We start from the raw sequence: 9,931 nt of genomic DNA, 5'->3' as shown, positions 1-9,931 counted from the left end.
AGACTCGTGCCGCCATGTCATCATCTCCAAAAGTAATTTTGTAGAAAATTAACTAAACCGGTTTAGCATGGCAATCGAAATTTGTCTGATAGCGATGTGGTGATGGGGTATTCTGTGAAGATAGTGAAAGCGGGGGAGTTGACTGAGTACTTTTGCTCCATTACGGCATAGCTAAAAATACGCCGAAGCGGTCAGTAAATGACCGCCTCTTTCCCGGCCCCGGTGGGGCGCAGCCTGACAGAATTTATCCACAGGGGTTTCCGGGGCGGGATATGCACCCTGAATGTGGTTAAGATACGCGAGAGCCGCTAACGCATTGAGCCGCAGAAAATTACAAAAAATCGTATCCCTTCCAGCGGTAGTTCAGCATCGACACCAGCCAGCAGGCGATAAACAGCCCGACGACGACAAAACCGGCATTGCCGAGATTGTCATTAAGCATTCCAACGCCGTCCCATACGCCGCCCTGAATCCGAACTTATCGGCAATCAGCCCCAGCGCTTCGAGCCCGCCAATAAACAGCGCGGCACCACCACCGACGTACCGGTAATAGTCATGTTGTAGTAAAGCTTGCGCTGCGGCTTATTGAATGCCCAGCCGTAAGCACCGACCATCAGCACATTATCGAGCGTGTCTAATAGCGCCATGCCGCTGGCAAATAGAACCGGAAAAACCATAATCGACCAGATCGACATACCGGAGAGGCGCTGGCCGACGGAGATACCCAGCACGCCAATTTCGGTGGCAGTATCAAAACCCAGACCAAATAAAAAGCCGACCAGATACATGTGCCAGCTTTTGCCGATCAGGCGAAACGTGCGGCCAAACAGCCAGCTCATCATCCCGCCCTGCGCGGCGAAGTCGAGAGTATCGGCGGTGAGCGGTTTCCCCTCGTTTCACTGGCGGAAATTGCGCCATACGCTTTTCAGAATCACCAGATTCACCAGCGCCATAGCCAACAGAAAACAGGCAGACACGGCGGTGCCGATCACCCCTCCAACATCATGGAACCAGCCCATACGATGCTGGAAGGTAGTGGCCGTCGCGGCAATCGCCAGCGACGCGAGGATAACGATGCTGGAATGGCCGAGAGAGAACCAGGCACCAATACCAATTGACCGTTTACCCTGTTGCAGCATTTTGCGGGTGACGTTATCAATAGCGGCGATATGGTCTGCATCGACAGCGTGGCGCAGGCCATAGCACCACGCCAGCAGGCTGGCGGCCACCAGCGCCGGGCTGTGACGGAAAATCACCAGCGCCCATGCCCAGGCGGCGAAATTGGCGGTCACCAGCAGCGCCAGCAAGACGCCAGCGCGTGAGGTCGTAGCGGATTCACGTAAATGCATCATTCTATCCTTGTGGGTTTGTCATCAGATGGGCAGCGGCGATCAATGCCTGGCCGAACGAAAGAGCAGCGTCACCGGCAGGTAACTGTTGCGGGAAGAAAACCTGAAAATCAGCGAGGTAGAAAGCCAGACGGGCACGCATCAGCCGGTTGTGCAGCACGCCGCCACAGCAAACGAGGGTAGTAATGTTCTGTAACCGGGCATGATGGCGCGCAAGGTTCGCCAGCCCCCGCGCCAGTGCATCATGAAATGCCCAGGCTCGCGCCGGGACACTACTCTGCCAGCCCAGCCACTGCCGCCAGAAAGTCGCCATATCAGGCTGACCATTTACCAGAGGTAAGGTGACAGGATGCTGGCAAGGGCCATGATCGATTGCCAGCGTCTCCAGCAGGCACGCCGCCTCGCCTTCGTAACTTTGCTGCCATGGCGCGCAGCCCAGCGCCGCTGCAACGGCATCAAACAGGCGACCGCAGGAAGAGGCGAGAGGGGCATTGATGTCGCGCTTGATCGCCTTTGCCAGCGGTTGCCAGTTCTGCTGACACACCACAGTGGTTTCAGGGTAGCGCTGCCAGTCCGGCACAAAGGCTTCACACTGCGCCAGCAGGTTACGCCATGGCTGGTGGGCCGCCAGATCGCCTCCTGGCAGCGCGACGGGCGGCAGGCCGCCGAGATGTTGACAATCACGATAATCCACCCGCAGGCATTCACCGCCCCAGAACTGGCCGTTCGCGCCATAGCCAATGCCATCCAGCGCTAACGCAATCACCTTGCCAGCTGTCAGCGGCCAGTGATGTTCGGCCATGCAGGCGGCAGCGTGGGCGTGGTGATGCAAAACTTCGGTCAGCGGCAACGCCATTTCCCGCCCCAGCCGTGTACTGTGCCAGGCCGGATGGGCATCGATAACCACTCGCTGCGGTATAAAGTTGTAGATTTCACACATCAGCTTTAATGCACGTCGCCACTGTGCTTCACTGCCATTTTGCGTCAGATCGCCGAGGTACTGACTCAGCACTGCCTGCTCACCGCGCGCCAGGCAGAAGGTGTTCTTAAGGTCGCCGCCGAGAGCCAGAATGGGCGGCAGATTTTCGAAGCCGGGCGGCAGGGCGAGGGCATCCGGTACTAACCCCCTGGCGCGGCGCAACATCTCACCGCTGGCGCGCATCACGGAATCATCCATGCGTTGCAGGATGGCGCGATTATGCAGCAACCAGCCATCGGCAATGTCCGCCAGTTCCACCAGCGCCTGCTGATTATCAATGGCGGGTGGCAGGCCATTAAGATTACCGGAGGTCATGACCAGCGGGCCGCCAAAATCCTGTAGCAGCAGATGTTGCAGGGGGTTGGCCGGTAGCATCACGCCGATTTCATTGCGTCCTGGCGCGATGGCAGCGCTTAACCCGGTGACGGCAGTCTGCTCCACCAACACAATCGGTGCTGCTGCAGAGGTGAGATGTAACAACGCCTCTGCGGGTAATCCCGCAGTATCTGCGACCATCACCGCAAACGGTTTTGACGGCCTGCGCTTGCGCAGCCGCAATCGCTGGACCGCAGCGTGATTGCGCGCATCCACTGCCAGATGAAAACCGCCCAATCCTTTCACCGCCACAATGTTTCCTGCTCGCAGCGCAGCAACCGCCTGTTGCAGTGCGTTTTCCCCCTTAAGGTGTTGATCAGCGCTGTGCCAGAAAATCTGCGGACCGCAATCCGTGCAGGCCACCGGCTGCGCATGGAAGCGCCGGTCCATCGGGTTGTAGTATTCATCGTGGCAGGACGGGCAAAGCGGAAACGCCGCCATCACGGTAGCAGGCCGGTCATAAGGCATCGCGCGAATGATGGTGAAGCGCGGGCCGCAGTGGGTACAGTTGATAAACGGATAACGGTAGCGGCGATCGTCCGGGTTATTCAGTTCGCGCAGGCATGCCGGGCAGGTAGCCGCATCCGGGGCGATCTGAGTATCCATCGCGCTGACGTCACTGTGGCGAATGGTGAAACCTTGCGGCGGCGTGGGCCAGCGCATCGCCTGTTGTTCCACACGATCAATGCGTGCCAGGGGAGGGCAATACTGATGGAGCGCGGAGAGAAAGGCGTCGGAGTGACGGGTCAGGCGCACCAGTACCCCGGCACCGTCGTTGCAGACATCACCGCTCAGTTGTAGCCGCTGTGCCAGCTGCCAGACATAAGGACGGAAGCCCACCCCCTGAACTTTGCCGCGAATGCGCAGTGCTACGCCGTGATCAGATCCCTCAGACGAGGGATCTTTCGTCGGCAGGAGACGCATTACGCCTCTGCCGCTTCACGCAGTCGCGCTTTCATCTCATTGTAGGTGGTCTGGGCATACATTTCGGCCCAGGCCTGATCCTCAATGGCGCTGACATTGACCGCGCAATACTTGGTTTCCGGTGTTTTGGAGATGGGGTCGAGATTATCCTGGGTCAGCTCATTACAGGCCCCAATCCACCACTGATACGTCATATACACCGAGCCCTGATTGATACGCTCATTGACGTCAGCACGGCTGATCACCTTACCACGCCGTGAGCTGACCCATACCAGCTGACGGTCTTCGATACCCAGCGCGGCGGCATCCGTCGGATTGATCTGCATAAAGCCCGGTTCATCGGCCAGCGTTTGCAATGCGGCGCAGTTGCCGGTCATGGAGCGACAGGAGTAGTGGCCCACTTCACGTACCGTACAGAGTACCAGCGGATACTCCTCATCCGGCACTTCCGCTGGTGCGCGCCATTCGGCAGCGAACAGCTGGCCTTTACCGCTCGGGGTATCGAACTTGCTGTCTTTATACAGATAAGGCGTGCCGGGATGGTCCAGAGTGGGGCACGGCCACTGCACATGTCCCATTTCACCCATTTTTTCGTAGGTCACGCCGTAGAACAGCGGACACAGTTCGCGCAGCTCATTCCAGATCTGTTCGTTGTTGTCGTAGTGCATCGGGTAGCCCATCTCGGTGGCGATCAGGCTGATGATTTCCCAGTCACGTTTGACGTTGTATTGCGGTTCGATGGCTTTTTCAAAACGCTGGAAACCGCGGTCAGCACAGGTAAATACCCCACCGTGCTCACCCCAGGAGGTGGCGGGCAGCAGCACGTCAGCCACTTCGGCGGTTTTGGTCATAAAGATATCCTGCACCACCACAAAATCGAGCGCTTCAAAGCCCTGACGCACCAGGCCCAGATCCGCTTCAGTCTGGAGCGGGTCTTCCCCCATGATGTAGTAGGCTTTGACTTTGCCTTCCAGTGCCAGATGGGGCACTTCGGTAATACGTACGCCGACTTTGTCATCCATGATGGCCGGGTCTATGCCCCAGGCTTTGGCGAATTTGGCACGGATATCGGCATCGACCACATCCTGATAACCGGGGAACTGGTTGGGCAGCACGCCCATATCACAGGCACCCTGCACGTTGTTCTGTCCGCGCACCGGACCCACGCCGACGTGTTCCCGGCCAAGGTTGCCGGTCAGCAGCGCCAGGCTGGACAGGCCTTTCACCACATCCACCGCCTGGCCGAATTGTGTGACCCCCATGCCCCACATAATGGTGGCGGAAGGTGCCGCAGCGAAGGTGCGCATCGCCTGGCGCACCTGCTGGGCCGGGATACCGGTGAGATGTTCTACGTCTTCCGGCGCGTAGCCTTTCACCCTCTCACGATAGGCTTCCAGTCCTTCCGCGTGTTTTGCCACGTATTCTTTGTCGTAGAGTTGTTCTTCCAGCAGCACATGGCCGAAGGCATTCACCAGCGCCATATTGCAGCCGTTTTTAATTTGCAGATGCTGATCGGCAATACGCGCGGTTTCGATGCGGCGTGGGTCGCAGACGATGATTTTGGCACCGTTGCCTTTGGCTTTAATCACGCGGCGCGCCACGATCGGATGCGAGTCAGCGCAGTTATAACCGACGATCAGCAGGCATTTGGAGTTTTCGATGTCGCCGATGGAGTTACTCATCGCCCCGTTACCCAGCGTGACCTGTAAACCGGCGACGGAAGGACCGTGACAGACGCGTGCACAGCAGTCGACGTTATTGGTGTTGATCACCGCGCGGGCAAACTTCTGCATCACGAAATTGGTTTCGTTACCGGTGCCGCGTGACGAACCTGTAGTCATGATGGCGCGTGGGCCGAACTGCTGTTTAATGGCTTTAAGGCGTTTTGCCGTGTAGCTGATCGCTTCTTCCCAGCTGACTGGCTGGAGTTTGCCGCCTTTTTCATAGCGGATCATCGGCTGGGTCAGCCGTGGGGTGAGCAATTTGGTGTCGTTAAGAAAATCCCAGCCGTAATAGCCTTTCAGGCACAGCTCGTTCTGGTTAGTCACGCCATCAGCCGCTTCGGCGCGCAGGATTTTATTATTTTCAACAACCAATTTCAGTTTGCAGCCTGCACCGCAGTAGGGGCAGACGGTGGTAATTTTTTTCATCAGCAACAGGCCTGTTAAAAGTTGAAAGACAGAGATGAAGCATCCAGCGCCGCACGACGGCGTTTCTCGGCGCTCATCTGTTCGAGCCTGTTGCGATCGACGCACAGGATGGCATTGGTCGGGCAGGCTTGCATACACGCCGGGCCGGATTCACGGTGGTAGCAAAGGTCACATTTATTGGCCTCGGCTTTCTCCGCCATCACGTTCAGTCCGGCCCCGCTGTGACGAATCACCGGGCGAACCACCACCTCCATCGCTCCGTAAGGGCAAGCGACGACACAGGTTTTGCAGCCAATGCAGCGTTCCTGCATCACGTGGACAAAGCCTTTATCGCGGCTGATCGCACCGTTCGGGCAGGCGTTGGCGCACGGGGCGTCCTCGCACTGACGGCACATGGTAGCGGTTGAAATATTCACGCCTTTAATGACGTGAATGCGCGGCAGGAAAGTTTGCGGGGTGAGCGCGGAACAATCCTGGTTTTCCTGATGGGACACGACACAGGCCACCTCGCACGTACGGCAGCCAATACACTTGCTTGAATCGGCAATGATGAAACGGTTCATCAAAAACTCCTGCATTGAACTTGTTATTCACAGGAGCTATTCATAAACCGTGCCAGGTTTTTAGTTGTTAAAAATCAGATGGTTATTTTGGTGGGGATGAAAAATGACGGTGACATTGACACTTTTGACGATGACACCGATGGCGAGATGACAGATGTAAAGGTTAAAAAATGAACAGCTATTTATTTCCAGTATTTCTTTATTCTGGAAAGAATAATTTCAATATGAAAAATCACTCTCTTCCAGCGCCATAAACCCGCCATTCCCTTCCCAGTCTGCCAGCCTCTGATATACCTCAGTTACGGCGTTTTTTACCGCCTCGGTCATGGGATAACTGAAGCCAACAATATCCGGCTGGATGCCGATAAACACCACCTCCCCGACGTCCTCCTTCAGCTGGTCGATAAGGAAATTAAGCGGCATATTATGGGTAGTCATCATAAACGTTTCGGCGATATCATCCGGGTCGATCACCCGGATTTCGCCGGGTGGCAGCAGCATATCGGTGGCATCGACAATCAACAGCAGATCGGGGTGCAATGCGCGGATGGCAACCACGTCGTTTTCCGGTGCGCTGCCACCGTCGATCACGGTCCAGTCGCCGCGTGGTGCCGCGCGACATTTTTCCGCCAGCAACGGGCCCGCGCCGTCGTCACCCATCATGTTGTTGCCAACGCAAAGTAAAACCTTAGTCATAGCGCCTCCTGACCATCAGATAAACGGCCGGTTCCTGTTGAATAGCTTGTAGCATATCGAGCAGCGCCTGGCTCCAGCGCTGCTGTTGTGGGGTTTGCCGGGGTCTGGCATCATCAAATGCCTGCGCCAGCATCACCACATGACTGTGATCGATGACGATTTCACCGTAGCGTGGCACCCCATCCATTTTGCGTTTTGCCACACTGTCTGCCGGTAATGTGGCGATCCACGTCTGATAAGCCTCCAGCGGGCATACCAGGCTTTCTTTCAGGCAATCAATCACTCCGAGGTGATGGCCGATCGCCAGGCTGTAATAAACCACCTGCTGCGCATCCGGCGGCGTGTGGTCATTTTCATCAATAAACTTGCGGCTGAGCTGGCAAAACACCACAGATTCGCTCATCACACGCGCTCCAGATGCACCAGGTTTTCCAGACTGGCGACGATCTCGGTCAGGCGCGGATCATTCTCCTCCATCAGCCATTGCTGAACGGCGCCATCACCTGCCGAGAGTTTGCTGATGTAGTTGTCAGCAATCAGGCGTCCATAGCGATAGCCTGCCATGCGACGGGCGGCACGATCGATACGCACGCGCAGCGGCTGCACCAGCTGCGGATGCAACAGCTGCGCGGGTTGCAGATCCAGGTCGCTCGCCGGGCGTGCATGGATTTTCTGCTCCAGCAGGCCAAGCGCCATCGCAAACCCGAACAAGGTAGCGGCGGGGGTAGGCGGGCAGCCTGGAATATACACATCCACCGGTACGATTTTGTCCGTGCCGCCCCAGACGCAGTAAAGATCGTGAAAAATGCCGCCGCTGTTACCACAGGCACCGTAGGAAATGCAGATCTTCGGATCCGGTGCGGACTCCCACGCACGTAACGCCGGGGCGCGCATAGAGCGGGTTACCGCCCCGGTAAACAACAGGATATCGGCATGACGTGGCGAGGGAACGACTTTAATTCCGAAGCGTTCAGCATCAAAAATCGGCGAAAGGGTGGCGAAAATCTCGATTTCGCAACCGTTGCAACCGCCGCAGTCCACACGATAGACATAGGCGGAGCGTTTAATTTTTTTCAGCAGCGATGCCTTCATGCGTGCAATGGATTCTTCCACCGGCATCGGAAGTGGTTGACCCTGCTGATCGCGTGGGCCGACTAAGTTATTCATCCGTTGATTCCTCCCAGCTGGCGGGTGACTTCAATATTCCCGGATGAGACCAGGCTGTGCTGGCGTTTACACTCCGGGCAGGTTTCGAAGGCGGTGCGGCGGGTTTCTGCGCGGCTATCCGTTGTGCTGCAACAGCGCGATGGCATAATCGATCTCTTTCTGCACCGCAAAAGGACGACCACAGTCGCGGCAGTGACACAACGGGAAACGCGCCTGTTGCAGCAAATACCGCTTTATCCCACACCGCCAGCTCGTACTGTTGAGAAAGCCGGATAGCGGCAGTCGGGCAGACCTCTTCGCAACGGCCACAAAAAATGCAGCGACCGAGGTTAAAGCTCCACGCCAGCTCCCTGCTCGCCAGATCGGTTTCCACACTTAACGCATTGGAAGGGCAGGCATTAACGCAGGCGGCGCAGCCGATGCACTGCTGTGAATTATGTTCTGGCTTACCACGAAAATTGGCATCCACATTGACGGGCTGCAACGGGTAACTGGTGGTGGCGACCCCGCCGCTGAGGGCTTTTTTGATAAAAGTAAACATGGTAGCTCCGGGCTTATTTCAGCGGCGAATGGGTGCGCTCGATGCTATAGCGCTCCAGTTCTTTGTAAGGCACGACCTGGGTTTTCTTGCGGCGCACATCCACCACCGTCATGCGGTCAGTGCAGGAATAGCAGGGGTCGAGACTGCCAATAATCAGTGGCGCGTCGGAAACCGTATTGCCGCGCAGCATATAGCGCAGGGTCGGCCAGTTGGCGTAGGTCGCTGCACGGCAGCGCCAGCGATACAGTTTCTGGTTGTCACCGGTCATGCTCCAATGGATATCATCACCACGCGGTGCTTCAGAAAAGCCGAGGGCAAAACGCTGGGGAATGTAGGTAAAGCCTTCCACCGCAAGGGGGCCGCCCGGCAGGTTATCGAGGCCGAAATCAATCATATTCAGCGCGGTAAACACTTCATTGATGCGCACCTTCAGGCGTGACAGCACGTCACACCCGTCGAGGCTGTTGATCTGCATCGGCAGCAGACCGTAGCCGGCAAACGGGTGATCGACGCGGGTGTCACGGGCGTGGCCGCTTGCGCGGACCATTGGGCCAACGTTACTAAAATCGCGGGCGATTTGCGGGTCGAGGCGACCAATGCCAACGGTGCGTGACTCGATATTTGGCGTGCTCAGCAGGATATCGGACAGATTCTGCACTTCACGACGCATCTGCTGCGCCAGCTGGCGGGTTTGGATCATGTCATCTTTCAGCAGGTCACGGCGAATGCCGCCAATCAGGTTCAGTCCGTATGTCTTGCGTGCGCCGGTAAGGATTTCCGCCATTTTCATCGACATCTCACGCACACGGAAGAACTGCATAAACCCGGAGTCAAAACCGACAAAGTGGCAGGCCAGGCCGAGATTGAGCAGATGGCTGTGCAGACGTTCCACTTCCAGCAGAATCGAACGGATCATCTGCGCGCGTTCCGGGACCACGATCCCCATGGCGTTCTCAACCGAGGTGGTATAGGCGGTGCTGTGGGCAAAGCCGCAGATACCGCATACCCGATCGGAAAGGAACGTCACCTCGTTGTAGCCCATGCGGGTTTCTGCCAACTTCTCCATGCCGCGATGCACGTAGAACAGACGATAATCGGCATCAATAATGTTCTCGCCATCGACGAACAGACGGAAATGACCGGGTTCATCGGAAGTGACGTGCAACGGGCCGATTGGCACCACATTG

General features: G+C 57.0%; 7 protein-coding genes and 2 pseudogenes. All 9 read right to left on the bottom strand.

Annotated elements, in window-relative coordinates:
- Positions 1-331: 331 nt before the first annotated feature.
- A pseudogene (locus PW844_RS20515) lies at positions 332-1,349 on the bottom strand (HoxN/HupN/NixA family nickel/cobalt transporter).
- A 4-nt stretch (positions 1,350-1,353) separates the two neighbouring features.
- A complete protein-coding gene (hypF, locus tag PW844_RS20510) occupies positions 1,354-3,627 on the bottom strand; it encodes a carbamoyltransferase HypF (RefSeq protein ID WP_299455830.1) in 2,274 nt (757 codons plus the stop codon).
- Positions 3,627-5,777, bottom strand: a complete 2,151-nt coding sequence (fdhF, locus tag PW844_RS20505) for a formate dehydrogenase subunit alpha (protein WP_299455829.1) — start codon at positions 5,775-5,777, stop codon at positions 3,627-3,629. Before fdhF ends, hypF begins: the two co-directional genes overlap by 1 nt.
- Before the next feature lie 14 nt (positions 5,778-5,791).
- Positions 5,792-6,340 carry an electron transport protein HydN gene (gene hydN / locus PW844_RS20500; RefSeq protein WP_299455828.1) on the bottom strand — a complete coding sequence of 183 codons (549 nt, stop codon included), beginning with the start codon at positions 6,338-6,340 and terminating at the stop codon, positions 5,792-5,794.
- A 219-nt stretch (positions 6,341-6,559) separates the two neighbouring features.
- On the bottom strand, positions 6,560-7,036 hold the full coding sequence (gene hycI, locus PW844_RS20495) for a hydrogenase maturation peptidase HycI (RefSeq protein ID WP_299455827.1): 477 nt from the start codon (positions 7,034-7,036) through the stop codon (positions 6,560-6,562).
- A complete protein-coding gene (locus tag PW844_RS20490; RefSeq protein ID WP_299455831.1) occupies positions 7,029-7,439 on the bottom strand; it encodes a formate hydrogenlyase maturation HycH family protein in 411 nt (136 codons plus the stop codon). The genes hycI and PW844_RS20490 overlap by 8 nt, the downstream gene beginning before the upstream one ends.
- The gene (locus tag PW844_RS20485; RefSeq protein WP_299455826.1) at positions 7,439-8,203 is read right to left on the bottom strand and encodes an NADH-quinone oxidoreductase subunit B family protein; all 765 of its coding nucleotides are present in this window, start codon (positions 8,201-8,203) and stop codon (positions 7,439-7,441) included. The genes PW844_RS20490 and PW844_RS20485 overlap by 1 nt, the downstream gene beginning before the upstream one ends.
- Positions 8,200-8,744, bottom strand: a pseudogene (locus PW844_RS20480) (formate hydrogenlyase complex iron-sulfur subunit). The gene PW844_RS20485 and the pseudogene PW844_RS20480 overlap by 4 nt, the downstream one beginning before the upstream one ends.
- A gap of 13 nt (positions 8,745-8,757) precedes the next feature.
- The coding region (locus PW844_RS20475) for a nickel-dependent hydrogenase large subunit (protein ID WP_299455825.1) at positions 8,758-9,931 on the bottom strand (1,174 nt) is incomplete at its 5' end.

Source organism: Pantoea sp. (assembly GCF_028283705.1).
Taxonomy (GTDB): domain Bacteria; phylum Pseudomonadota; class Gammaproteobacteria; order Enterobacterales; family Enterobacteriaceae; genus Pantoea.
This window is presented reverse-complemented; position numbering and strand designations above follow the sequence as displayed.

Excerpts from the sequence above, each read along its gene's own strand:
- hypF (WP_299455830.1), bottom strand. The coding sequence starts at position 3,627 with ATGCGTCTCCTGCCGACGAAAGATCCCTCGTCTGAGGGATCTGATCAC.
- hycI (WP_299455827.1), bottom strand. The coding sequence starts at position 7,036 with ATGACTAAGGTTTTACTTTGCGTTGGCAACAACATGATGGGTGACGAC.
- PW844_RS20485 (WP_299455826.1), bottom strand. The coding sequence starts at position 8,203 with ATGAATAACTTAGTCGGCCCACGCGATCAGCAGGGTCAACCACTTCCG.
- hydN (WP_299455828.1), bottom strand. The coding sequence starts at position 6,340 with ATGAACCGTTTCATCATTGCCGATTCAAGCAAGTGTATTGGCTGCCGT.
- fdhF (WP_299455829.1), bottom strand. The coding sequence starts at position 5,777 with ATGAAAAAAATTACCACCGTCTGCCCCTACTGCGGTGCAGGCTGCAAA.
- PW844_RS20490 (WP_299455831.1), bottom strand. The coding sequence starts at position 7,439 with ATGAGCGAATCTGTGGTGTTTTGCCAGCTCAGCCGCAAGTTTATTGAT.